The 24375-nt window shown below is 63.9% G+C and carries 22 protein-coding genes; 8 read left to right on the top strand and 14 right to left on the bottom strand.

Annotation, left to right across the window (positions count from 1 at the left end; genetic code table 11):
• The first annotated feature begins 10 nt into the window (after positions 1–10).
• The 6 genes from P2G67_RS02100 to lexA all read left to right on the top strand — a co-directional run bounded on the left by P2G67_RS02100 (position 11) and on the right by lexA (position 3944).
• Complete coding sequence (locus tag P2G67_RS02100; protein WP_275819538.1) at positions 11–355, top strand: Na+/H+ antiporter subunit C; 345 nt, start codon at positions 11–13, stop codon at positions 353–355.
• Complete coding sequence (locus tag P2G67_RS02095) at positions 352–1893, top strand: monovalent cation/H+ antiporter subunit D (protein ID WP_275819536.1); 1542 nt, start codon at positions 352–354, stop codon at positions 1891–1893. The genes P2G67_RS02100 and P2G67_RS02095 overlap by 4 nt, the downstream gene beginning before the upstream one ends.
• Positions 1894–1907: 14 nt before the next feature.
• Positions 1908–2399 carry a Na+/H+ antiporter subunit E gene (locus tag P2G67_RS02090; protein WP_275819534.1) on the top strand — a complete coding sequence of 164 codons (492 nt, stop codon included), beginning with the start codon at positions 1908–1910 and terminating at the stop codon, positions 2397–2399.
• Positions 2396–2665, top strand: coding sequence for a K+/H+ antiporter subunit F (locus P2G67_RS02085; protein WP_275819532.1), 270 nt, complete (start codon positions 2396–2398; stop codon positions 2663–2665). Before P2G67_RS02090 ends, P2G67_RS02085 begins: the two co-directional genes overlap by 4 nt.
• A 12-nt stretch (positions 2666–2677) precedes the next feature.
• Entirely contained in the window at positions 2678–3070 is a 393-nt protein-coding gene (locus P2G67_RS02080) for a Na+/H+ antiporter subunit G (RefSeq protein WP_275819530.1), read from the top strand.
• Between the two features lie 124 nt (positions 3071–3194).
• Positions 3195–3944: a transcriptional repressor LexA gene (gene lexA / locus P2G67_RS02075; RefSeq protein WP_275819528.1), complete on the top strand. Its 750-nt coding sequence runs from the start codon at positions 3195–3197 to the stop codon at positions 3942–3944.
• Between the two features lie 27 nt (positions 3945–3971).
• Here lexA and P2G67_RS02070 read toward each other — a convergent pair whose 3' ends face one another.
• On the bottom strand, positions 3972–6092 hold the full coding sequence (locus P2G67_RS02070; RefSeq protein ID WP_275819526.1) for a ComEC/Rec2 family competence protein: 2121 nt from the start codon (positions 6090–6092) through the stop codon (positions 3972–3974).
• 224 nt (positions 6093–6316) lie between these two features.
• Here P2G67_RS02070 and gltX point away from each other — a divergent pair, with 224 nt between their 5' ends.
• The gene (gene gltX / locus P2G67_RS02065; protein WP_275819525.1) at positions 6317–7738 is read left to right on the top strand and encodes a glutamate--tRNA ligase; all 1422 of its coding nucleotides are present in this window, start codon (positions 6317–6319) and stop codon (positions 7736–7738) included.
• A 109-nt stretch (positions 7739–7847) separates the two neighbouring features.
• A complete protein-coding gene (gltA, locus tag P2G67_RS02060) occupies positions 7848–9161 on the top strand; it encodes a citrate synthase (protein WP_275819523.1) in 1314 nt (437 codons plus the stop codon).
• A 97-nt stretch (positions 9162–9258) separates the two neighbouring features.
• Here the strand turns inward: gltA and gloA are convergent, their stop codons facing one another.
• The 13 genes from gloA to dnaE form a co-directional block, all read right to left on the bottom strand.
• Positions 9259–9687 carry a lactoylglutathione lyase gene (gene gloA, locus P2G67_RS02055; RefSeq protein ID WP_275819521.1) on the bottom strand — a complete coding sequence of 143 codons (429 nt, stop codon included), beginning with the start codon at positions 9685–9687 and terminating at the stop codon, positions 9259–9261.
• Positions 9688–9728: 41 nt separating this feature from the next.
• Complete coding sequence (fabZ, locus tag P2G67_RS02050; RefSeq protein WP_275819519.1) at positions 9729–10226, bottom strand: 3-hydroxyacyl-ACP dehydratase FabZ; 498 nt, start codon at positions 10224–10226, stop codon at positions 9729–9731.
• Between the two features lie 149 nt (positions 10227–10375).
• On the bottom strand, positions 10376–10939 hold the full coding sequence (locus P2G67_RS02045) for an OmpH/Skp family outer membrane protein (RefSeq protein ID WP_275819517.1): 564 nt from the start codon (positions 10937–10939) through the stop codon (positions 10376–10378).
• Between the two features lie 2 nt (positions 10940–10941).
• Positions 10942–13251: an outer membrane protein assembly factor BamA gene (gene bamA, locus P2G67_RS02040; protein WP_275819515.1), complete on the bottom strand. Its 2310-nt coding sequence runs from the start codon at positions 13249–13251 to the stop codon at positions 10942–10944.
• Between the two features lie 63 nt (positions 13252–13314).
• Positions 13315–14517, bottom strand: a complete 1203-nt coding sequence (gene rseP, locus P2G67_RS02035; RefSeq protein ID WP_275819513.1) for an RIP metalloprotease RseP — start codon at positions 14515–14517, stop codon at positions 13315–13317.
• Between the two features lie 190 nt (positions 14518–14707).
• Positions 14708–15874 carry a 1-deoxy-D-xylulose-5-phosphate reductoisomerase gene (locus tag P2G67_RS02030; protein WP_275819511.1) on the bottom strand — a complete coding sequence of 389 codons (1167 nt, stop codon included), beginning with the start codon at positions 15872–15874 and terminating at the stop codon, positions 14708–14710.
• A complete protein-coding gene (locus P2G67_RS02025; RefSeq protein ID WP_275819509.1) occupies positions 15871–16689 on the bottom strand; it encodes a phosphatidate cytidylyltransferase in 819 nt (272 codons plus the stop codon). The genes P2G67_RS02030 and P2G67_RS02025 overlap by 4 nt, the downstream gene beginning before the upstream one ends.
• Before the next feature lies 1 nt (position 16690).
• Positions 16691–17398, bottom strand: a complete 708-nt coding sequence (gene uppS / locus P2G67_RS02020; protein ID WP_275819507.1) for a polyprenyl diphosphate synthase — start codon at positions 17396–17398, stop codon at positions 16691–16693.
• Between the two features lie 37 nt (positions 17399–17435).
• Positions 17436–17993, bottom strand: coding sequence for a ribosome recycling factor (frr, locus tag P2G67_RS02015; protein ID WP_275819505.1), 558 nt, complete (start codon positions 17991–17993; stop codon positions 17436–17438).
• Between the two features lie 4 nt (positions 17994–17997).
• Complete coding sequence (pyrH, locus tag P2G67_RS02010) at positions 17998–18720, bottom strand: UMP kinase (RefSeq protein ID WP_322099621.1); 723 nt, start codon at positions 18718–18720, stop codon at positions 17998–18000.
• Positions 18721–18799: 79 nt separating this feature from the next.
• Complete coding sequence (gene tsf / locus P2G67_RS02005; RefSeq protein ID WP_275819501.1) at positions 18800–19726, bottom strand: translation elongation factor Ts; 927 nt, start codon at positions 19724–19726, stop codon at positions 18800–18802.
• An 84-nt stretch (positions 19727–19810) separates the two neighbouring features.
• Complete coding sequence (gene rpsB, locus P2G67_RS02000; protein WP_275819499.1) at positions 19811–20674, bottom strand: 30S ribosomal protein S2; 864 nt, start codon at positions 20672–20674, stop codon at positions 19811–19813.
• Between the two features lie 182 nt (positions 20675–20856).
• A complete protein-coding gene (gene dnaE, locus P2G67_RS01995; protein ID WP_275819497.1) occupies positions 20857–24321 on the bottom strand; it encodes a DNA polymerase III subunit alpha in 3465 nt (1154 codons plus the stop codon).
• Positions 24322–24375 lie beyond the last annotated feature (54 nt).

Below are 24375 nucleotides of genomic sequence, written 5' to 3'. Positions count from 1 at the left end.
GGAGCGGGCAATGGAGTATCTCCTCGCAAGCGGTGTCGGCGTGCTGACCGCGGCAGGCGTCTACATGATCCTGCGCGGGCGCAGTTTCCCGGTGGTGATCGGCATGGCGCTACTGTCCTACGCCGTGAATGTGCTGTTGTTCAGCATGGGGCGCTTGACCATCGACCGCCCGCCGGTGCTGCTCCTCGAGTTGGACAACTATACAGACCCACTGCCCCAAGCCCTGGTGCTGACGGCCATTGTCATCTCCTTCGGCATGACTGCCCTGATCGTCGTGCTGGCCTTGCGCTCCTTTTTGGAAAGCGGCAGCGACCATGTGGACGGTGAGACTGCCGAGGGTGGAACGCGCGAATGAACCACTGGATCCTCGTCCCCATCGTTCTGCCGTCGCTGGTTGCACCGCTGATCGTCCTGGCAGCCCGGCACGATATCGTGCTGCAACGTTGCTTCTCCATCGCCGGCATCACCGCCATGCTGGCCGTGTCCATTGGGCTGCTGATCCAGGCAACCGGCGGGCCGCCGCAGGTCTATGACCTTGGTAACTGGCCGGCGCCCTTCGGCATCGTGATGGTGCTGGACCGCCTGTCGGCGCTGATGCTGGTGCTGGCCTCGCTGCTTGCCCTGCTAGTCCTGATGTATGCGGTGCAGACCTGGGACACCCGGGGACGTCACTTCCACGCGCTCTTCCAGTTCCAGATGATGGGGGTTGCCGGGGCTTTCCTCACAGGTGACCTCTTCAACCTCTTCGTCTTCTTCGAGGTGCTGCTGATCGCCTCCTATGGCCTGATGCTTCACGGCGCAGGCGCCGAACGCCTGCGCGCCGGCTTCCAGTACGTGGCCGTCAACCTGGCCGGCTCCACCCTTTTCCTGATCGCGCTCGGCCTGATCTACGGCGTGACTGGTACACTCAACATGGCCGATCTGGCCGTGCGCGTACCGCTGGTGCCTGAAGCCGATCAAGCACTGTTGCGCACCGGCGGCCTGCTGCTCCTTGTGGTGTTCGCGATCAAGGCGGCACTGGTCCCGCTGCACTTCTGGCTGCCGCAAACCTATGCCGCCGCCAGCGCGCCAGTGGCCGCCCTCTTCGCCATCATGACCAAGGTGGGCGCCTATTCCATCCTACGGGTCTTTACTCTGATCTTTGGCGAGGGGGCCGGCGAGGCGGCCTGGCTGGCCGCACCCTGGCTGATGCCCGCGGCCCTGGTCACTTTGGTGCTGGGCATGGTGGGCGTTGTCGCGGCACGCAGCCTGCGCTGGATGGTCTGTTTCGGCACCATCGGCTCCATGGGCACCCTGCTGATCGCTTTGGGCGCCTTCACAGTCACGGCAACATCTGCCGGGCTGTATTATCTCATGCATTCCACCTTCGTGGCAGCGGCCCTGTTCCTTCTGGCCGACCAGGTCGCTCAGCGGCGCGGCAGCCATGACGACAGCTTGGCGCCCGCACCGCGCTATCCGCACATCGGCCTGCTCTCGGCACTTTTCTTTGTTGCCGCCATTGCCATGGTGGGTATGCCGCCGCTGAGTGGCTTCGTTGGCAAGCTGCTGATTCTCGACGGCGTGCGTGGGGTGCCGCTCGGAAGCTGGGCCTGGGTGCTGCTGCTTAGCACCTCGGTGCTGATGCTGCTGGGCTTCGCGCGCGCCGGCAGCCGGGTCTTCTGGAAGCCCACGGCGATCGAGGGAGGTGCCGGTGAGGCCGAAGTCGCGGCACCTCCGGCCGCCATGCCACTGGTGGCCATCGCCCTGCTGCTGTTCTCTACGGTGCTGCTGACGGCCTTTGCCGGCCCGGTGATGGACTTCCTCGACGGCACGGCGGCGCAACTCTTCGAGCCACGCGGTTACATCGCAGCCGTCTTGGGCCCCGAGGCGCCCTTCACCGTGTCAGATTTCTGAGGCAGGACGAGCCGATGCTCAAACGCGTCATTCCGAACCCCCTTCTGACCCTCGTGCTGACCGGGGTCTGGCTACTCTTGCTGAACGAGTTCAGTGTGGGCGCTCTGGTGCTCGGACTGATCCTCGGCCTGCTCATTCCCTACTTCACCAGGCGCTTCTGGCCCGATGCGCCACGGGTCTACAAACCCTTCCGGATCGCCGGCTACTGCCTGGTGGTGCTTTGGGACATCGTAATCGCCAACGTCCAGGTGGCTTACCTGATCCTCTTCAAGAAGAACGAGGAACTGCGGCCGGTCTTCGTGAGCATCCCGCTAGAGCTCAAGTCCCCGGAGGCGATTGCCGTTCTCGCAGGCACCATCACCATGACGCCAGGCACGGTCAGCAGCGACCTCTCGGCCGACAACCGCAGCCTCTTGGTGCACTGCCTTGATACCGGCGATCCGGAGGCAACGGTGCGAGACATCAAGCAGCGCTACGAAGCGCGCCTCAGGGAGATCTTCGAATGATCGCCGCTGCCGTCACTTTCGGATTTGCCGCCATTGGCCTGGCTGTGCTGCTCAATCTCTATCGCCTGGTCCTCGGCCCGGGCATGCCGGACCGGATCCTGGCCCTGGACACCATGGTCATCAACGCCATCGCGCTGATCATGCTCTATGGCATTGCCCAGGAGACCACGGTCTACTTCGAAGCGGCGCTGCTGTTCGCCATGGTCGGATTCGTCTCAACCGTGGCCTTCTGCAAGTTCATCCTGCGCGGCGACATCATCGAATAGGGAGGAGAGAACATGGACTTTCTCGCGGAAGCAGTGGTCGCCTTCTTGATCGTCGTTGGCAGCATCTTCGGTCTGGTCGGATCCTACGGACTGGCGAAGCTGCCGGACACCATGATGCGCCTGCACGCCCCGACCAAGGCCACCACTCTGGGTGTCGGCAGCATCCTCATCGCCTCTATGGCCTACTTCCTGTTCTACGAAAACCTCTTCTCCGTCCACGAGCTGCTGATCACCCTCTTCCTCTTCATCGCAGCACCGCTGACCGCCAATGTGATCGCCAAAGCGCATTTGCACGAGAACCAGGTCGATCCCAAGCAGCTCCCTGCACCCGAGCCGCAGGCCTCGGGCCAGACGCCGGGCTGGTCCACCTTCGATCCGGAGGCCGAGCGTCAGGACGTGCGCTGAAGACGTTCGCTGCGCTGAGGTATCGCTGCCACCACGGTGGGGTTGACCGGGAATCAGAACAACACTAGAACAAGTGTAGGTTTCCGCTTCGTTCCGTTGCGGGCCGGCAAAGGAGACGCCTGTCATGCTGACCCGTAAGCAGCACCAGCTTCTGCTCTTCCTGCATCGCCATCTGAGCGAGGAGGGGGTATCCCCTTCCTTCGACGAAATGAAGGATGCGCTCGCCCTCAAGTCCAAGTCCGGTATCCACCGATTGATCACCGGCCTGGAGGAGCGGGGCTTCATTCGCCGCCTGCCGCACCGCGCCCGCGCCATCGAGATTCTGCGCCTGCCTGACGAAGTGGCAGGACCGCATGGTCACAGTTCCACTGCCGCCACTGGCGAAGCACGGCGTTTCACCCCGAGCCTGGTGGAAAGCACGCGTGCTTCGGCCGCCCCGCTGCGCGCCCAGGGCAAGCCGCAAGGAGGAGCAATCCCGGGTGGTGAAAGCGCAATCGCTGCGCTCCCGCTTTACGGCCGCATCGCTGCCGGTACGCCGATCGAAGCATTGCGCGACGAGTCGAACTACATGCAGGTGCCGCGTAGCCTGCTGAGTCGCGGCGACCACTACGCCCTTGAGGTCGAAGGCGATTCGATGATCGAGGCTGGCATTCACGACGGCGACACGGTCATCATCCAGCGTTGCGAAGATGCTGAGAACGGGGAGATTGTCGTCGCACTGGTGGACGGCGAAGAGGTCACTCTCAAACGCCTGCGCAAGCGCAAGGGCGCCATCGCGCTCGAGCCCGCCAATCCCACCTTCGAAACACGGCTTTTCCCGCCGGATCGGGTGCAGGTGCAAGGACGCCTGGTCGGACTGATCCGCCGCTACTGAGCGGCAAACCAGTGGTGCCCGCATCAGCTAGTCGGCATTGATCCGGCTCCAAGGGCGGCGGCCACGTTGCTCAGAAACGCGCTGCAAGCGATAGCGCCCCGCACCTTCCAGCCACAACGCGAGTCCGCCGTGGCGTCGAAGGTCGTGCCGGTCGATCACCTGCTCTGGCCGATCAACTCCTTCAGCGCAGCCGGGCGGTACGGGAATCGCGGCCAACAGCAGGTCGGCCCGGCGGCAATCCTCCTCCAGAGCGTCTCCCTCGAAGACCACAGCCACCTCGAGACCGCCGCGGGTCAGCACGCAGCCCAGGTCGTCGCAGGCGATGTGAGGATGAGAAAGGTCTCCGGCCTGGGGCAAGACCTCGCCCTCCGCCAGCCCTGCCCGTCCGAGCCATTGCTCGGCGGAGAAGCGATTGACGCGGCGCGAGTTGAACAGCAGCCCCCCTTCCTGGCTCTGGACCGCCAGCAGCCGCCCGTCCCCTGACAGCACCAGATCCGGAGGCGAAGTCCAGGCGCTGGATCCGAGGCCGAGCAGAAGCGGCAGCAGTCCCGCCACGCGCCATGGCCGGCGCCAAAGGCACAGCCAGAGACCGCCAGCCACACAGGCGATAAACCCCCATGACGCCATGGCCGGCAAGCGCAGGACCGCGCCTTCGAGCGCGCCGACCGTGTCGGCCACCCCGAGAACCACGTCGATCCCCTGCCCCATGAGCCAAAGCGGCGTCGCCTCCCAACCCAACGGCATGACCAGCAAGGACGCAATGGCCAGTGGCATGACCAGCATCGTGGTGACAGGCACGGCAAAGAGATTGGCCAGAATGCCGTAGAGCGGCACGGTCTCGAAGTGGTGCAGCGTGAAGGGTGCTGTGGCCACCCCGGCGATGAGTGAGGTCAGCAGCAGTCCGCCGAGATAGACCAGGGGCCGGGGATAGCGGCGTGTGCCGCCATCACGCCAGCGCCGGTCACGCCAGGACCGCAGCGACTCGTATCCGGCCACCAGCGCCACGACGGCGGCAAAGGACAGCTGAAAGCTGGCGGACAGCAAACTTTCCGGGGTCAGGAGCAGAACCGCAATCGCCGCCCAGGCGACCAGACGCAAGCTGATGGCTGTGCGATCGGTCAGAACCCCCAGCAGAACCAGCGCCGTCATCAGGAATGCCCTCTGGGTCGGAACCGGCGCGCCCGCCAAAAGCAAATAGACGCCGGCTCCGAACAGAGCCACTACGGCGGCATAGCGTTTGATGGGATGGCGCAGCGCCACTGCCGGCCAGAGTGCCAATGCTGAGCGGACCACGAGGAAGAGCGACCCGGCCACGAGCCCAATGTGAAGGCCCGAGATGGCTAGTAGATGCGCCAGGCCCGAATCACGGAAGGCGTCCAGCGCCTCCGACTGGATGGCGCCCCGCTGTCCCGTCAGCAGCGCAACGGCCACGCCCGCGCTGGGCTGGGGCAGGACGGCGAGCACCCGTTCGGTCACGCTTTGGCGCATGCCGCTCCAGAAGCCTTGCCAGCGCGCAGCCAGCCCCTGCGTCTGCGGGGCTTCAGCTATCAGTTCGGGCGGCCCGTAGGCAAAACCCACACCCCCCAACCTTTGAAACCAGGCCGCACGGGCGAAATCATAATCCCCCGGCGCCGCCGGTGCCGGTGGCGGTCGCAAGCGCGCGAGAAAGCGCATCCGGGTGCCTGGCGCGACCGAGCGGCTGGCCGAACGCGCCGCGATGCGCAGGAAGGCCGGCGTGGCATCGGCTGACACATCTTCGAGCACTGCCTCGTCGAGCAGAAAGCGATAGCCACGCAGCAGCGGCTCCGCGACCACCACCCGCCCCTCCACGTTGAGTGGCCCGATCTCTCGAGTCAGCACCGGTGCCGCAACGACGTGGCTGCGCAGTTGCGCAACCTGGAAGCCGAGCAGACAGACAGCGCAGGCTAGCGTCAGCAGCACCCCCTCGCGGTCGCGCCGCCAGCGCACTGCCGCCGCAGCCAACGGCACCCACAAGGGGAGCGTCGTCCACAGCGCTGGCTCGAACGGCAACAGGAAATAGACCGCAATGCCGAGCGCCAGCAGCGGCGCAAGCCAGAGGATCCAGCGCTCCCGCTCCTCCAGCAGGCGGGTGAACAGGAAAGCGCGCAGATGGGCTGCTGTCGGCATGACCCGCCTTGTGCGGCCGGTGAAAGGGGCGATTGCTATTTTAGCCTGTTTTTCTAACCTGAACACTCCTTGCGACGGAAGCGACAAGCAGGCCTGAACGGGCCCAGCTGTCGTCGCCCGTGCGCGCGGCTTTCTCCTGTGCTAGACACGCCGTCGCGTGGTCACACTGCCGCGGCATGCAGGCTGCGTTCCTTGTTCGAACTTACAGGAGGCCACTCCGGCGCATGAGTGTCGTCACCCGCTTTGCTCCCTCCCCGACGGGGTTCCTGCACATAGGCGGCGCCCGTACGGCGCTGTTTAATTGGCTCTACGCCCGGCACCACGGTGGGCAGTTCCGTCTGCGCATCGAGGACACCGACCGCAAGCGCTCCACTCCGGAAGCGATCGAGGCGATCCTCGATGGTCTGCAATGGCTGGGGCTGGAGTGGGACGACGAGGTTGTCTATCAGTCCGCGCGCGCCGAGCGGCATGCGGAACTGGCGCGCAGCCTGCTGGAGAGCGGCCACGCCTACCACTGCTATGCGAGCCAGGAAGAGCTGGAGCAGATGCGTCAGCTCGCGCGCACGGAAGGCCGTCCGATGCGCTACGACGGGCGTTGGCGCGATCGCGATCCGGCGGAAGCGCCCGAAGGTGTGGATCCGGTCGTTCGCCTGAAAGCACCCACCGAGGGCGAGACGGTGATCGAGGACGAAGTCCAAGGCAGCGTCCGCGTCGCCAACGATCAACTGGACGACATGGTGCTGCTGCGCGCTGACGGCTCGCCCACCTACATGCTGTCCGTGGTGGTGGACGACCACGACATGGGCATCACCCATGTCATTCGCGGCGACGACCATCTGACCAACGCTTTCCGCCAGACCCAACTCTATCGGGCGCTGGGCTGGGAGGTGCCGCGCTTTGCGCACATACCGCTGATTCATGGTCCCGACGGTGCCAAACTTTCCAAGCGTCACGGAGCGCTGGGCGTGGAAACCTATCGCGACATGGGCTACCTGCCCGAAGCGCTGCGCAACTATCTGCTGCGGCTCGGCTGGGGGCATGGCGACGAGGAAATCATTTCCACCGAGCAGGCAATCGCCTGGTTTGACCTGCCCGCCGTCGGCCGCTCGGCATCGCGTTTCGATTTCCAGAAACTTGAGCATCTGAACGCCCACTATCTGCGCGAAGCCGAGGATGCGCGGCTGGTCGATCTCATCGTGGAGCGCTTTGAGGAAGAGGTCGGCGAAACCGAACGGCAGCGCCTGCTCGCCGGCATGGCCGGCTTAAAGCCGCGGGCGCGCACGCTTGTCGAGTTGGCCGAACTGGCGCACTTCTACGTCGCGCAGCGGCCGCTCACCTACAACGCCAAGGCCGAAAAGCTGCTGGGCGCCGAGAGGGCACCGGAACTGTTGAGCGCCCTGCGCGACCACCTCGCGGGGCTGCCGGACTGGTCGGAAGCCGCCATCGAGCAGGCCGTGCGCGCACAAGCAGAGGCCCAAGCGGTCAAGCTGGGTGCCGTGGCGCAGCCGTTGCGCGCGGCTTTGGCTGGCTCCAACGTCTCACCTGGTATCTTCGAAGTCGCCGCCGTGCTTGGGCGGGAAGAAGCTTTGGGCCGCATCGACGACGCAATCACCGCAACGAGACAATCGGGCTCTACAGCCGATTGATCGCAGCGGCATTTCGGCCTTATGCTGCGCTGCACCCATGGCTCGCCCCGGCGAGCCCCCGCTCAGGGCGGTGCACCGCGCGAGGCAGGCACTATGGGAAGGGAAGTAAATGAGTAACGCAAAGTCACAGGGCAACAAGACCGCCACCCTGACCGATAACGACACCGGGCAGAGCTGGGAGTTCCCGATCCTGGATGGCAAGGTCGGGCCTCGGGTCATCGACATCCGCAAGCTTTATGGTGAAACGGGCATGTTCACCTACGACCCGGGCTTCACCTCGACCGCCTCCTGCGATTCAGCAATCACCTATATCGACGGTGACGAAGGCCTCCTGATGCATCGCGGCTACCGCATCGAGGATCTGGCCGAGAAGTCGGACTTCATGGAAGTCTGCTATCTCCTCTTGCACGGCGAACTGCCGAACCAGCAAGAGAAGGACAAGTTCGTGCACAACATCACCTATCACACGATGCTGCACGAACAGATGAACTACTTCTTCCGCGGCTTCCGGCGCGACAGCCATCCCATGGCGGTCATGGTGGGCGTGGTCGGGGCGCTTTCAGCCTTCTACCACGACAGCACCGATATCACCGACCCGCACCAGCGCCTGATCGCCTCGCATCGCTTGATCGCCAAGATGCCAACCATCGCGGCCATGGCCTACAAGTACTCGGTGGGGCAGCCCTTCGTTTATCCGCGCAACGATCTCGACTACGCCTCGAACTTCCTGCACATGACCTTCTCGGTGCCGGCGGAGGAGTACAAGATCAATCCCGTGCTCTCGCGGGCCATGGATCGAATCTTCATCCTGCATGCGGACCATGAGCAGAACGCCTCCACCTCCACGGTGCGCCTGGCAGGCTCCTCCGGTGCAAACCCCTTCGCCTGCATTGCAGCCGGCATCTCCTCGCTCTGGGGCCCGGCGCACGGCGGCGCCAACGAGGCCGTTCTGCGGATGCTGGAGGAGATCGGGCATAAGGATCGCATTCCCGAGTTCATCGAGCGCGCCAAAGACAAGGACGATCCTTTCCGTCTCATGGGCTTCGGCCACCGGGTCTACAAGAACTACGACCCACGCGCGAAGGTGATGCAGAAGTCCTGCCACGAGGTGCTGGACGAACTGGGTCTGCGCAACGAGCCGCTGCTGGAACTGGCCATGGAGCTGGAGCGGATCGCGCTGGAGGATGACTACTTCAACGAAAAGAAGCTCTTTCCCAACGTCGACTTCTATTCCGGCATCGTGCTCAAGGCTCTGGGTTTCCCGACCTCGATGTTCACAGCGCTTTTCGCCCTGGCCCGCACCGTGGGCTGGATCGCGCAGTGGAACGAGATGATCGAGGATCCGGGCCAGCGCATTGGCCGTCCGCGCCAGCTCTACAACGGCTCGACGCTGCGCGACTATCCGCCCATCGAACAGCGCTAACACCGGCGCTACACCACAACGGTAAATCCCAAACGCAAAACGCCCCGGGGTGCGATCGGCAGCCCGGGGCGTTGACGATTCGGAACGGCAGGCTGATTCAGCTCCGCTCGATCAACTCGATCTTGTAGCCGTCGGGGTCCTCGATGAAGGCAATCACGGAGCCGCCGTGCTTCATCGGTCCGGGCGGGCGAGGAATCTTCACGCCTTCGGCCTCTAGCTTCTCACAGGTGCCGTAGATATCCGGCACGCCGATGGCCAGGTGCCCGAAGCCTGACCCGTGGGTATAGGGCTCTTCCTGCCCCCAGTTGTGGGTCAGTTCGATCACTGTGTTGTTGCTTTCGTCACCGTAGCCCACGAAAGCCAGGGTGAATTCACCGCTGGGATAGTCCTGCTTGCGCAACTGAGTCATGCCCAGCAGACGCGTATAGAAGTCCAGGGACTTATCCAGGTCCTTCACCCGAATCATGGTATGCAACATGCGGAAACCGGACGTGTCTGCGACCGGTGTCGTGCTCGCTTCGCTCATCGTCTCTCCTTTCTGGCAGGCGCCCCCAGGGGCGGCCGGTTTCAGGTGTCTTCGCGGATCATCGCGCTGAAGGTCGATTCAGCGGCGAGCTGTCCATCCACCAACACCTCACCCTTGAACTTCCAGAAGGGGCCGCGGCTGCGTTCCTTCAAGACCCGGATTTCCAACTGGTCACCCGGCACCACGGGACGGCGGAAACGACAGGAGTCGATGGACATGAAGTAGACCAGTTTGCCCGCGACACCCTCACCCAAGGTTTCCACCACCAGCACAGCGGCCGTCTGAGCCATAGCTTCCACGATCAGCACGCCGGGCATGACAGGCTGGCGAGGGAAGTGTCCCTGAAAGAAGGCCTCGTTGATGGAGACATTCTTGATCCCCACGGCGCTGACATTGGGCTCCATTTCGCGCACACGATCGATCATCAGCATCGGGTAGCGATGCGGAATCATCTCCATGATTTTGAGGATATCGTAGGCTTCGAACTGTTTGCCTACGCCTTCTTGAGCTGCTGCAGCACCCTCATTCTTCTCGGTCATCGAGTTCCCCTGACCCACCATTTCCGTCTCGTCTCCAGAAGACCGGAAACACAAAATCCTTGTTATCCTTGTTCACCTACGCACCGCCGAAGCGTGTCGGCAGATTGGGACCGGCGGAAACGTCGTCCGCCGCACGCCCCTTGCGCCAATCAGCGGTTCACGGAAACCGACGGAAGCCGCTCGTTCAGTCGCTGCAAGGCCTGTTCAGTCTTGTCAAAGTCCTCATGCACAAGCACCAGCGTGGACTTCGGCACGACCATATTGGCGCCGAGCTCGGTGGCGAGTTCATCGGCAATACGCACGAGCTGCATTTCGACCTCGCCTACGGCCTGGGCATAGCTCTCATCCATACCCTCAAGGCGCTGAGAGAATTCGCGCTGATAGTCGGCGAACTGCTGCTCGAGCTGCTGGCGGCGTTCCTCGAAGGCTTCGCTGGACAGAACGCTGCGCTGGCGCGACAGGGCCTCGTCCTCCTCGCGCAACTGCCGTTCGCGCTCCTGCATCTGCTGCTCCAGGCCGCCTTCATCCTGTTCGATCTGGGACTGGATCGACTGCATGGCCGTGGAATTGGCCATCACGTAGTTGACATCGATCACGAGGATCTGCGGGGTCGGGAGTTGCTGCGCCTGCACGGCCACTGGCGATGCGATGGCGACCGCCAAGCCGAACACGACGGCACAGGCAGCAAAGAAAGAACGAGTTGCGAAAGGCATGATCAGAACGTTGTCCCAATGCTGAAGTTCAAGAGTTCGGTGCGGTCGTGGCTCTCCTTGCGGAGCGCGTAACCCAAGTCGACGCTGATCAGTCCGAGCGGAGAGTTCCAGGTCACACCGGGGCCAACCGAGACGCGGATCGACGGCTTATTCCCAACGGCGTTTCTGGTGTTGCCGTCAGCGCCCCAGAGCGTGCCCACATCAGCGAAGAGGCGGCCGCGGACATCGAACTCTTCGGGCAGCCCCAGAGGAAAGCGGAACTCGGTGACACCTTTCACGAAATAGCGGCCACCGAGGGCGTAACGGCCCTCACGGGGGCCGATGCCACTTTCCTCGAAGCCGCGAAATGACTGGCCGCCGAGCATGAAGCGGTCGCTGATGCGCGTGGACTGGTTGATGCCCTGCATGACACCGCCACTGCCACCGACGACCAGCGTGTAGTCCTCGTCACCCAGCGGCAAGTAATAGCGCCCCTCGGTGCTGGCACGGGCAAAGCGCACGTCGCCGCCAAGTCCAGCAACGTCGGTGTCGAACTCGACCAGGAAACCGGTGCGGGGATCGAGAATGCTGTCCCGGCGATCCCAGGTCATGGTCTGGCCGACCATCGAGCGATAGGAGACACCTTCCTCGCGGCGGATCTGCAGCGGTGCGTTGCTGTCAGGATCTCTGATTTCACGTCGCTCGAGCTCGTATCGCAACACCTGACGGGTGTACTCGGTCAGATCGTAGCCAAGGCGGGTACCGGCGCCGGTGCTGCGCTGATCGAAGCCGCTTTCGTCCACCTCCGTGGTCACGTGGAAGGCATCGATGCCGGCGGAGAGCTCCCGGCCCAGGAAACGCGGTTCTGTGAAGCCCACATCGAACTCCGTACCGCGACCGGCCATCATGAAGGCGATACGCGCTTCCTGGCCGCGGCCAAGGAGATTGCGCTCGCGCAGTTCGACCTGGCCCAGGGGGCCGGCGCTGGTGGAAAAGCCGGCACCGAAGCTGAGTTCGCCGGTGGACTGTTCCTCCACCTCCACGTTGACGATCGTGCGGTCGGGGGCGCTGCCCTCCTCCTGTTCGATGTCGATGGTTTGGAAGTAGGTCAGGTTCTCGAGGCGCTCTCGCGACCGGCGCAAGCGCGCGGCATTGAAGGCATCACCCTCCACCAGGCGGAACTCGCGACGAATGACGCTGTCGACGGTGCGGACGTTGCCTTCGATGTCGATGCGCTCGACATAGACTCGCGGGCCTTCACTCACTTCGAAGGTGATGCCGATGGTGCGCTCCTCGCGATCGCGCTGCGGCCGCGGATTGACGTCGACGAAGGGATAGCCCCGCTCCGCCAGATATTCGGAAATATCGTCGACGCTGTCCTCCACCTCGATGGCGTCATACCAGTCGCCTTCGCTCATGCGGAGCAGTGGACGCAGTTCCTCCGCGTCCACGCCGCGAAGCTGGCTGACGAGATCAATCTCGCCAAAGCGATAGCGCTCGCCCTCCTCCACGGTGAAGGTGATGATGAAGGCGGAGCGATCCAGGTTCAGTTCCGCAACCGAGGAGACAACCCGGAAATCAGCGTAGCCCTCTTCGAGATAGTGCCGCCGCAAGAGCTCGCGATCGAATGCCAGGCGATCCGGATCATAGACATCAGAACTGCTGAGGAAGCGGTACCAGGCGCTCTCGCGCGTGGAGATCACCTCTCGCAAAGATCCGGCGGAGAAATTCTCGTTGCCGACGAAGTTGATGGAGTCGATCTCTGTGACCGGTCCTTCGTCGATCTCGAACACGAGGTCGACGCGGTTCTGGTCAAGCTCGATCAGCTTGGGCTCGACCGAAGCGGCAAAGCGACCGCGGCGCTGATAGAGGTCGAGCATGCGCTGCACGTCGTTCTGGACCCTCGTCTGGGTGTAAACCACGCGCGGACGAAGTTCGATCTCGGACTGCAGGGTGTCGTTCTCGATCCGGCGATTGCCCTCAAACGCGATGCGATTGATCATCGGGTTCTCGTCAACCGCCACGATCAGGACATCGCCTTCCCGACGCAGTGTGACATCGGCGAAGAGGCCCGTATCGAAAATGGATTTCAGCGATTCATCGACCACAAAGGGGTCGAAGGGATCGCCAGGCTGCACCTGCATGTAGCTAAGCACAGTGGCGGGATCGACGCGTTGCGTGCCGTCGATCCGGATTTCCTGAATGATCTCGCCTTCCGCAAAGGGCTGATTCTGCGCCACTGCTGGCGACACACCAACGATCAAAGTCGGTGCTGCAAGCGCGAAAGCGAGGGCGAGAGAGACTTTGGCAACGAACCCGAGGACTACACGCACGCCGTCAAACTCCCCCCGCCGCCAAAAGAATCTGGGTTGTGTCATCGCCCCTGCCGTGCCGCATCAGCTAATCCACCCCACCAAAAAGTTGAAGAACTGCAACCGCGTCAGATCGTTCCAGGTCACGAACACGAAGAGCATGACCACGAGCGCCAATCCGATGCGGAAACCCAGTTCCTGGGCCCGTTCCCCCAGAGGCCGGCCCCTGACCGCCTCCACGGCGTAGAACAATAGATGGCCGCCGTCCAGCATGGGAACCGGGAAGAGATTGATCAAACCAAGATTGATCGACAAGACCGCCATGAACCAGGCGACGGAAATAATGCCTGCCATTGCCACATGGCCCGACATCTCTGCGATCCGCACCGGCCCACCGAGCTCATCGGTGCTGCGCACGCCCGTCACGATCTGTCCAAGCGCGCGCAATGTGGCCGCGGTTAGGGAGACGGTCTCTTCGCCTGCCCGCCAAAGCGCTTCGCCCGGTCCGTAGCGCACATACTCCGTGCCGCTGGCTCCCACTCCCAGGCGGGCCATGCGATGGACGTTCCCGAAGTTGTCTTCCTGATCGACGATCTCGGGCGTCGCGGTCAGCGGCACTTGCTGCCCATCGCGCTCGACCAGGATCTCCAACGGCTGGTCGAGATTGAGCTGCACCGCGCGTTGAATCTGCTCGAATCGTTCGATGCGGTTGCCGTTTACCTCGAGAATCCGATCCCCTGACCGGATGTCAGCAACCTCCGCGGCGCTGTTCTCCAGGACCTGACCGATCACCGGCGGCGTCGTCGGCTGGCCGATGAAAGCGAAGAAGCCGGTGAGAAGAACAGCAGCAAAAATGAAGTTTGCCGCCGGACCGGCCGCGACGATGAAGGTACGCTGCCCGAGCGTCTTGTGGTGAAAAGAGACCGCCCGCTCTTCATCGGTCAGCGGTCGTTCAACGCCGGAGGCCCAACCTCCGGTTTCCTCGCCTGCTTGGCCGCCGGAGTTCGCCTCCGCTTTCGAGGCGCTCGGCGCGGGCCGGCTGGTGACATCGGCATCGCCGAACATCTTGACGTAGCCGCCCAGCGGAACAGCGCTCACCTTCCAGCGCGTGCCCTGCTTGTCGTACCAACCAAAGAGTTCCGGGCCGAATCCGATGGAAAAGGCTTCGATCTTCACGCCGCAGCGCCGGGCCGCGAGGTAGTGCCCCATCTCGTGAATGAACACGAGAATCGTCAGAATGACGAGAAAGGGGATCAGGTAGTCACCGATAAGGTTCAGCAGGTCCATAGTCTCTTCTCAACAGGCCCGGGGGGCCATCGCATCACACAGGAGGTCTGCCCGGCAATCCGGCAGCGCGGGAGGGTCCTGTGTTGATCTGGGCCCGGGGCCTTCCTTTTACATCAGCCGCGGGCCGCAGCCAAACACCTTGCCCGAGAACCGCCTTGGCCGGGCGGCTGCGAACCCGGTGGCGCCCCACTCAGGCAGAGGCGCGCTGGCGGATCGTCTCCGCCGCAGCAACGCGGGCCTGCGCGTCCACCTCCAGCACCTCAGCCACGCTGGCCGGCGCGCGGGGAACTTGCTGTGCCAGCACCGATTCGGCGACGGCAGCGATATCCAGAAAGCCGAGCCGGCCTTCCAGGAAGGCGGCAACGGCCATTTCGTTGGCGGCGTTGAGCACAGCCGGCGCGGCCCCGCCCGTACGCAGAGCTTCCCGGGCCAGGCGCAAGGGGGGAAAGCGCTCTTCATCGGGCGATTCGAAGGTGAGTTGCCCCAGGCCAGCCAGATCGAGGCGATCCACCGGAGCCGACATGCGCCGCGGCCAGGACAGGCAATAGGCCAATGGCGTGCGCATGTCCGGCACCCCAAGCTGCGCCAGAACCGAGCCGTCGGCATAGCCGACCAGCGAGTGGATGACGGACTGGGGATGCACCAGAATCTCGATCTGCTGCTCAGGCAAAGCGAAGAGATAATGGGCCTCGATCAATTCCAGGCCCTTGTTCATCATCGTCGCCGAATCGACCGAGATCTTGGCTCCCATATCCCAGTTCGGATGGGCCACGGCTTGCGCAGGCGTCACATCGGCCATCGCCTCGCGACTGAAGGTCCTGAAGGGACCGCCCGATGCGGTGAGGATGATACGCTCGATCGCCGCACGCTCTTCCTGTTCGAAGACCTGGAAGATCGCGTTGTGCTCCGAGTCGGCAGGCAGCAGCGTGGCACCATGACGAGCGACGGCCGCCACCATAAGCGGACCGGCACAGACCAGCGCTTCCTTGTTGGCCAGCACCACCGCCGCCCCGCGCTCCACGGCCGCCAAAGTGGGTGGCAGGCCGGCTGAACCGACGATGGCGGCCACCACGAGGTCACTCGGCCGCCGCGCGGCTTCCGCGACCGCATCAGCCCCGGCCGCAGCTTCGATCCCCGAGCCTTGCAGCGCTTCCTTGAGGTCGGAGTAGCAATCGGGATCCGCCACCACGGCCAAGCGCGCGCCAAAGCGCCGCGCCTGCTCCGCCAGCACCGTGACCGAGCGGTTGGCGGTCAAGGCCTCAATCTCGAAGGCTTCCGGGTTGCGCTCCACCAGATCGAGGGTGCTGCGTCCGATGGAGCCTGTCGCTCCCAACAGGGTGATACGGCGCACCGTCATAGGCTCACCACTCCCAGCCACATGAGCAGAGCCAAAGCCACCGCTGCCGCCAGCAGGGCATCAACCCGGTCCAACAATCCACCATGCCCGGGAATCAGCCCACTGGCATCCTTGACCTCGAAACGGCGCTTGAAGGCCGATTCAAGCAGGTCACCGCCTTGACCGACGGCCGCGAGCAGGGCTCCCAGGAAGAGCATAGCCCAGGGTGAGGCCACGGTCAGGGCTGAAGCGGCAAGAGATCCAATCACACCGGCACAGGCGACGCCTCCAACAAGCCCGGCCCAGGTCTTCTTCGGGCTCCAGCGCGGTGCCAGTCGGGGACCGCCGATGGTCTTGCCAAAGGCATAGGCACCACTGTCCGCAGCCCAGATCACGAGCAGCAGCCAGAGAACCAGGTCACGGCCCTGGGCATCGGCGCCGCGCAGCCCGTGGAGCACCAGCAGGGGCACGACGACATAGAACAGACCGAGCAACAGCCAGGACAGTTCGGCATCGCCATAGGGCGAAAGGCGCTGCGTCGCCAGCAGGAGCAGGGGCGCGAGCAGGAGCAGGACAAAGACAGCCGCAAGGCCCGAGCACATCGCCGCCAGGAGCACCGCAGGCGCCAGCAGCGTCAGCGCAGCTTCGCTCAGGCCAAATGGCCGGCTGCGGCCACAAACCCGGCTCCACTCCCAGGCCATTCCCGCCGCCAGGAGTAGGAGAAGCAAGTCGCTGAAAGGCGGCCCCAGATAGACCGCCAACAAAACCGGCGGCGCCAGAGCCGCAGCGGAGACGATCCTTCGGCTGAGAGCCGTGTCGATGGAGGGACGTCGCAAGCTATGCCGTCGAGGAGAGAGCGCCAAAACGACGATCCCGCTGGCGATAGTCGGAAAGTGCTTCAGCCAGGTCCGCGTGGCTGAAGTCCGGCCAGAGTCGGTCGCTGAAATAGAGTTCGGCGTAGGCCAGCTGCCAGAGCAGGAAATTCGAGATGCGCTGCTCTCCGCCGGTGCGGATCAATAGGTCTGGATGGGGCAGGTCCGCCGTCTCCAGGCTTCCTGCAACAGCGGCCTCGTCGATTGCGGTCGGATCGAGTTCACCTGCGGCCACGCGCTGGGCCAGGCGGCGCGCGCTGTCTACGATCTCCTGCCGTCCACCGTAGGACAGCGCCACCGTCAACTGCAGGCCCTTGTGATCCGCGCTCGCGTCCTCCAGCCGCTCGACGATCCGCACCAGATCGGCGGGCAGGCGCGAGCGGTCGCCGATCATGCGCACGCGCACATCCAACCGCTGCATCTCTTGCGAGTAGTCGTCACCGAGATAGCGGCGCAACAGGCCCATAAGGTCGACCACCTCTGAAACCGGTCGATTCCAGTTCTCGGAGGAGAAGGCGAAGAGCGTCAGGTAGGGGAGTTCGAGTTCTACGGCCGCACGCACGATACGGCGTGCAGCTTCGGCGCCGCGCCAGTGTCCCACGCGGCGGGGCAAACCACGGCGGGCGGCCCAACGGCCATTGCCGTCCATGATGATTGCGACGTGACGCACCATTGCCCCTCTCCCCGTCAGACCTGCGGCCCCCAACGCCTCAAACCTGCATGATTTCCGCTTCCTTTTGGGCGAGCGCCTCGTCGACCAGCTTGATGTGCTCGTCCGTCAGCTTCTGGATGTCATCGCCCTTGCGGCGCTGAATGTCCTCGGAGATCTCGTTCGATTTCTCCATCTTCTTGAGCTGGTCCATGCCGTCGCGGCGCACATTGCGCACAGCGACGCGTGCCTGCTCAGCGTACTTTGCGGCAACCTTGGTCAGCTCTTGGCGCCGCTCCTCCGACAGGGGCGGGATGGGAATGCGGATGAGATTGCCATCGTTCGAGGGATTGAGGCCCAGACCGGACTCTCGAATGGCCTTTTCCACCGCGGAAACCAGCTTGCGGTCCCAGACCTGGACGGTCAGCAGCCGTGACTCCGGGACGCCGATGGTGCCCACCTGAGGCAGCGGTGTCTGCGCGCCATAGGCCTCGACCGTGATCGGCTCCAACAGACTGGTCGCCGCCCGGCCGGTGCGCAGGCCCCCGAACTCGCGCTTCAGGGCATCCAGCGCCCCATCCATCCGGCGCGTCAGTTCCTTGATCAAAGCGTCGGGCATTGTCCTATTCCTCGTCCGTTACGATCGTGAAGCGGCCGTGACCTTGCACAACTTCTGCGAAAGTGCCCGGCTGAGCAATACTGAAAACCAGGATCGGTATGCCATTCTCGCGAGCGAGCGAGATCGCGGCGTGGTCCATCACTGCCAGATCGTGCGAAAGCACGTCCATGTAGGAAAGCCGATCGTAGCGCTTGGCATCCGGCACCTTGACCGGGTCGGCATCGTAGACGCCATCGACCTTCGTACCCTTGAGCAGTGCATCGACCTGCATTTCCGAGGCACGCAGGGCAGCGGCCGTGTCGGTGGTGAAGAAGGGGTTGCCCGTTCCGGCACCGAAGATCACCACACGCCCCTTTTCCATGTGCCGTACCGCACGGCGCCGGATATAGGGCTCGCAGACGGATGACATGGGAATGGCCGACTGCACCCGCACAGGAACGCCTGCCTTCTCCAGCGCGTTCTGAACCGCCAGAGAATTGATGACTGTTGCCAGCATGCCCATGTGGTCCGCGGTTGCCCGCTCCATACCCTGAGATGCGCCGCTCAATCCGCGAAAGATGTTGCCACCCCCGATCACGAGACAGACCTCGATGCCCATGGCATGCACGGACCGAACGTCCGCCGCCACCCGATCTACGGTAGCAGCATCGAGGCCGTAATCGCGGCTTCCCATGAGGGCTTCGCCGGAAATCTTAAGCAGGACCCGGCGGTACCTCGGCTTATCCATCACCCTGCCCTTCCTGGCACTGGAGCGCACAGAGAAAGAGGCGGTTCGGAGTGACCCGGAACCGCCTCTGTGAAACCCCTCAGCTCTTGGCTGCGGCTGCGACCTCTGAGGCGAAGTCGCCTTCTTCCTTCTCTATTCCCTCGCCCAACTGGAAGCGGGCGAAGTCCTTCAGCTTGATTGGGCTGCCGATGTCTTTGGCGGTCAACTCGACAGCCTTTGAGACCTTGTTCTCGCCGTCGATCACGAAAAGCTGCTCCAGCAGGCAGACCTCTTCGTAGAACTTGCGCAGGCGGCCCTCGACCATCTTGTCGATGATCTCTTCCGACTTGCCGCTGGCCCGGGCCTGGTCTGCGAGAACCTCTCGTTCGCGATCAAGCAGGGAGGCGTCCACGCCATCGCGATCAACGGCCACCGGGTTGGCGGCAGCCACATGCATGGCAATCTGGCGGCCAAATGCGTTGAGCTTGCCGGCATCGCCTTCGGACTCGAGCGCGACCAGCACGCCGATCTTGCCCAGACCCTCGACGGTTTGGTTGTGCACATAGCCCGCGACAACGCCCTTATCCACCGACAGGGCCTGGACGCGACGCAGCGACATGTTCTCGCCGATGGTGGCGATCAGCTGGGTCAGTTCCTCGGCCACGCTGCGGCCGCTGTTCGGATAGGCAGTGGCAGAGAGCGTCTCGATGTTGTCGCCGTGCTCCAGCGCCAGGCGCGCCACGGTGGCAACAAACTCCTGGAAGGTCTCGTTGCGGCCGACGAAATCAGTCTCCGCATTGACCTCAACAACGGCGCCACGGTTTCCTTCGGTGACCACAGCCACCAGGCCCTCGGCGGCGGTGCGCCCGGCCTTCTTCGCTGCGGCGGCCAGGCCCTTTTTACGCAGCCAGTCTACGGCCGCTTCGACATCGCCGTCATTCTCGGTCAATGCCTTCTTGCAATCCATCATGCCTGCGCCGGTCTTGTCGCGCAGTTCTTTCACCAGTGCAGCGGTGATCTCAGCCATGGGTCAACTCATTCCGTTTGGTTTACAGGCCGTTTGATTTACGAGCGGCATGAGCGAGCCTTTCGGCTCGCCCGCTCAGCCAAATCAGCTCTCGCTGCGGGCTTCTTCGCCGGCAGGAGCAGCCGGCGTCTCGGTCGCAGCAGCCTCAGGCGCTGCCGCCTCAGTCGCAGCGGCCTCGGCAGGCGCTTCGGGGGCCGGCTCGCTCAGGGTTTCCACCGGCGCTTCCTCGGCAGCACCGATGTCCACGCCCTTGGACGACATCTCCTGCTGCAGGCCGTCAAGCACGGCATCGGCCAGGAGTTCGCAGTAGAGCTGAATGGCACGCACGGCATCGTCGTTGCCCGGGATCGGATAGGCCACGCCGCTCGGGCTGGAGTTGGAGTCGAGGACCGCCATCACCGGGATGCCCAGCTTGTTGGCCTCGAAGACCGCCAGGTGCTCCTTGTTGGTGTCGATGATGAAGATCGCGTCCGGCAGGCCACCCATGTCCTTGATGCCACCCAGCGCCGCTTCGAGCTTGTTCAGCTCGCGCGTACGATTGAGCGTTTCCTTCTTCGTCAGGCCGGTGTTCTCCTGGGAGAGCAGCTCCTCCAGTTCCTTCAGGCGACGAATGGAGTGGGAGATGGTCTTCCAGTTGGTCAGCATGCCGCCGAGCCAGCGCTCATTCACGTAGTACTGACCGCAACGAGCGGCAGCGGCAGCCACGATGTCGCTGGCCTGGCGCTTGGTGCCGACAAAGAGCACGCGTCCGTTGCCCGCAGCGACTTCGCGCGCGAACACCAGGGCCTGATGCAGCAGCGGTACAGTCTGCTCCAGGTCGATGATGTGGATGTTGTTGCGGACACCAAAGATGAAAGGAGCCATCTTCGGGTTCCAACGCCGGGTAGTGTGACCGAAATGGGCGCCGGCTTCCATGAGCTGGCGCATGGTGAATTCGGGAAGTGCCATATTGTCGTTCTCCGGTTTATCCGCCGCGGAGTGAGTGATCCGGCTCCCATTGCTGGGCACCGGACACCGGAGCGACCGCATGCAAACGGCCGCGCTGATCCGCGTGAGGTTTCAGTGCGGCGTTGTGATATCTGCGAGCGCTGGAGATTGCAAGGCGTTGCAGCGTGTGAGCGCAAGTTCGCTCACAGATCCTCCACCACCAGACCCGGCAGCGACTTGATCGCCTGACGGCAGGCCGGAGAGAGGGCATAGGCACCGGGAAGGTCGATCTCCACTTCCCGCTCCTCCTCCAGGGCGAGCACGACGGTCACCCGGCTGCGCCCGCGACGCTCCTTCTCCAATACCTGCTGAAGCTGCACCAGGGGTTCGCGCTCCTGAACGAAGAGCTTGAGGCCGGCTGCCGTCTTGGCCAGCGCCTCATCCAGGTCCTCGAACTCATGGGCGGTCAGGCGCAAATCGCCCTCCTCGCCCTGGCGCTCCACACTGACCGTGACTAGCAGCGGCTTGCCTCCCTCCAGCAGAGCGCGGCAGCGCCCCAGCGTTTCCGAGAAGCAAGTGACCTCGAAAACGCCCGTGGCGTCCGAAAGCTGCACGAAGGCGAAGCGGCTTCCCTTCTTGGAGGTGCGCTCCTGCTTCGCCACCACGATGCCGGCCAGCACTTGCCGGCTCTGCCCACCGATCACAGCCTTGGGCAGGTCAGCAGTGCTGACCACGCGCCGGCGCTGGAGGAGGTTGCGGTAGCTGTCGAGCGGATGCGCCGAGAGATAGAAGCCCAGCGCATCGAACTCCTTCTGCAGGCGGTCGATGGCCGGCCAGTCGGAGACCGGCTGCAGCTTCAGCGTCTCCGGCTGCGCCGCGCCGCCCAGCAGGCTGAACTGGCCGCTGTCGCGCTCATTGGCCGCGGTGGCCGCATGGCGCACTATGCTCTCGGCCGCCAGATGCGCGCGCTGCCGGTTCGGCTCCAGGGAATCCATCGCGCCGGCGCACACCAGGTTCTCGATGGCACGCTTGTTGATCGAGCGGGCATCGATCCGCCGGGCGAAATCGCCCAGAGAAGCAAAAGCCCCCTTCTCCTCCCGCTCGGCCACAAGCTGCTTCATGGCCGTGGCGCCGACGTTCTTGATCGCCCCCAGGGCATAGCGGATGGCCTTGCCGCCTTCTGGCAGCGCTTCCACGGCGAAATCGGCAAAGGAGTGGTTCACATCGGGCGGCAGCAGGCGGATGCGCAGGCGGTCGAGTTCCTGGCGGAAAAGATTGAGCTTATCGGTGTTGCCCATGTCGTAGGTCATGATCGCCGCCATGAACTCGACCGGGTAGTTGGCCTTGAGATAGGCCGTTTGATAGGCGACCAGAGCATAGGCGGCTGCGTGCGACTTGTTGAAGCCGTAGCCGGCAAACTTGTTCACCTGCTCGAAGATCGCGCGCGCCTTGTCCTCGGGCACGCCGCGCTCGGTGGCGCCCTGCACGAAGATCTCGCGCTGGGCGTCCATCTCCGCCTTGATCTTCTTGCCCATGGCCCGGCGCAGCAGGTCGGCCGCTCCCAGCGAGTAGCCGGCCAGCTCCTGGGCGATCTGCATCACCTGTTCCTGGTAGATCATGATCCCGAAGGTCTCCTTCAGGATCGGCTCCAGGCTGGGGTAGAGGTAGTCCGGCTCCTCCTCGCCCTTCTTGCGCCGGATGTAGGCGGGGATGTTCTCCATCGGCCCCGGCCGATAGAGCGCGACCATGGCGATCACGTCTTCGAAGCGGTCGGGCTTGAGCCGCTTCAGGGCATCGCGCATGCCGGTGGATTCCAGCTGGAACACCCCGACCGTGTCGCCGCGGGCCATGAGCGTATAGGAGGCTGTGTCGTCCAGCGGCAAACTGACCAGGTCGAAGTCGGGGCTGTGCTCGCGAATGAGATCGCGCGCCCGGGCTAAGACTGTCAGGGTCTTCAGGCCCAGGAAGTCGAACTTCACCAGCCCCGCCTGCTCGACATACCTCATATTGAACTGGGTGACCGGCATGTCGGAACGCGGGTCACGATAGAGCGGCACCAGTTCGTCCAGCGGTCGATCACCGATCACCACGCCAGCCGCGTGGGTCGAGGCATGGCGGTAGAGCCCTTCAAGCTCGAGCGCGATGTCGATCATTCGGCCGACGGTCTCATCCTCTTCGCGCGCTGCCTGCAGCTGCGGTTCACCGTCGAGGGCCTGCTGCAGCGTCACCGGGTTGGCTGGGTTGTTGGGCACCAGCTTGCAGAGGCGGTCCACCTGGCCATAGGGCAACTGCAGCACCCGGCCGACGTCGCGCAGCACCGCGCGCGCCTGGAGCTTTCCGAAGGTGATGATCTGCGCGACCTTGTCGCGCCCGTAGCGCTCCTGGACGTAGCGAATGACCTCGTCGCGACGGTCCTGACAGAAGTCCACGTCGAAATCCGGCATGGACACGCGCTCGGGATTGAGGAACCGCTCGAACAGCAGTCCCCAGCGCAGCGGGTCCAGATCGGTGATGGTCAGGGCATAGGCGACCACCGAGCCGGCACCCGAGCCGCGGCCCGGCCCCACCGGGATCTCCTGCGCCTTCGCCCACTTGATGAAGTCCGCGACGATCAGGAAGTAGCCGGGGAAGCCCATCTCCTCGATGATGCCGAGTTCGTAATCCAGGCGCTGCCGATAGGGTGCAGCCTTGGCTTCACGCGCCGCTTCGTCGTCTTCAGGCTCATAGACATGGGCTTCCAGGCGGTGCTCCAGGCCGGCGCGAGCCTGAGCGCGCAGCTCTTCCACCTCGCCGCGCCCGCCTTCCGTCTCGAAGGGCGGCAGGATGGGCTTCACGAAGGTCGGGAAGTAAGAGCAGCGCCGGGCGATGACCTGCGTGTTGTCGATGGCTTCCGGCAGGTCCTCGAAGAGCGCCTCCATTTCGGCCGATGACTTGAAGCGATGCTCGGGCGTCAGGCGCCGCCGGTCGCTTTCAAGGATGTAGGTGCTCCCGGCGATGCAGAGCAATGCATCGTGGGCTTCATACTGTTCCGCCTTGGCGAAGTAGGCATCGTTGGTCGCCACCAGCGGCAGATCGTGTGCATAGGCGAGCTCGATCAGGCGCTCTTCCGTGGCCTCCTCATCCGGAAGTCCATGGCGCTGCACCTCAATGTAACAGCGGCCCGGAAAGGCCACCTTCAGGCGCTGCAGCAGCGTTTCCGCCAGATCGTCATTGCCCGAGAGCAAAGCCCGCGCGAGCGGCCCGTCACTCCCACCGGTGAGCAGAAGCAGACCCTGCGACCAGCGCTCCAGATCCAGCAGCGTGACATGCGGCTCCTGATCGTCCGGCGTTTCCAGGAAGGATTTGCTGACCAGCTTCAGGAGATTGCGATAGCCGGCCTCGTCCTGCACCAGAATCAGCACCCGCTCGGGTGTCGGCGTGCGGGTTGTCGCAGGCTCCTGCACCTCCCGCTTCACGGCCAGCACGCAGCCGATGATGGGCTGAACCCCACCCCCGGAGGCCGCCAGCGCGAACTCCAGCGCGCCGAAAAGATTGCCGCTATCGGACACCGCCACCGCAGGCATGTTCCGATCTTTGCAGAGCTGTACCAGCTCCTTGATGCGAATGGCCCCTTCCGACAGGGAGTAGGCCGAATGGACGCGCAGATGGACGAAGCGGCTCAAGGTCATGGGGTCACTCTTTCTCCCGGCCCCGAGTCGCGCCAAGCGCAGGCTCCTGGCCGT

This window comes from Aquibaculum arenosum (genome assembly GCF_029222965.1).
GTDB classification, from domain to species: Bacteria; Pseudomonadota; Alphaproteobacteria; order Kiloniellales; family DSM-21159; genus Aquibaculum; species Aquibaculum arenosum.
Note: the sequence above shows the minus strand (reverse complement) of the source record. Positions and strands in the feature narration are given on the sequence as shown.